This is a genomic window from Staphylococcus microti, from assembly GCF_000934465.1.
Taxonomy (GTDB): domain Bacteria; phylum Bacillota; class Bacilli; order Staphylococcales; family Staphylococcaceae; genus Staphylococcus; species Staphylococcus microti.
The window spans coordinates 1-431 of the sequence record NZ_JXWY01000127.1; the positions used below are offsets into that span (position 1 = coordinate 1).

Here is a 431-nt window from a genome sequence, read left to right on the forward strand (position 1 = left end):
TGCAAGCACCTCGTCTGTTCGCTCGACTTGCATGTATTAGGCACGCCGCCAGCGTTCATCCTGAGCCAGGATCAAACTCTCCATAAAAGAAGTAAGCTTGATATAGCTCGTTTGATTGTTTAAGTCAATCACTCTTGAAAGTACTACTCTGAGTACTCAAATTATCGGAATTAACGTTGACATATTGTCATTCAGTTTTCAATGTTCATGTCTTTTCTTTTGACTCGACAAGAAATAATTATACATATCTCTAAATCAAAAGTCAACTCTTTTATTTAATTTTTTCAAAAAGAAAAATGACCAAATGGTCATAATAAAAGAATTACCTGGCACCGTCCTACTCTTGCGGAACGTAAGTCCGACTACCATCGGCGCTAAAGAGCTTAACTTCTGTGTTCGGCATGGGAACAGGTGTGACCTCTTTGCCATAG

2 rRNA genes are annotated in these 431 nt (G+C 39.0%); both read right to left on the minus strand.

Annotated features, from left to right (window positions below):
• Nucleotides 1–87 (minus strand): 16S ribosomal RNA (locus TP70_RS10180); the annotation flags it as partial.
• A 237-nt stretch (nucleotides 88–324) separates the two neighbouring features.
• Nucleotides 325–431, minus strand: a 5S ribosomal RNA gene (rrf, locus tag TP70_RS10185); the annotation flags it as partial.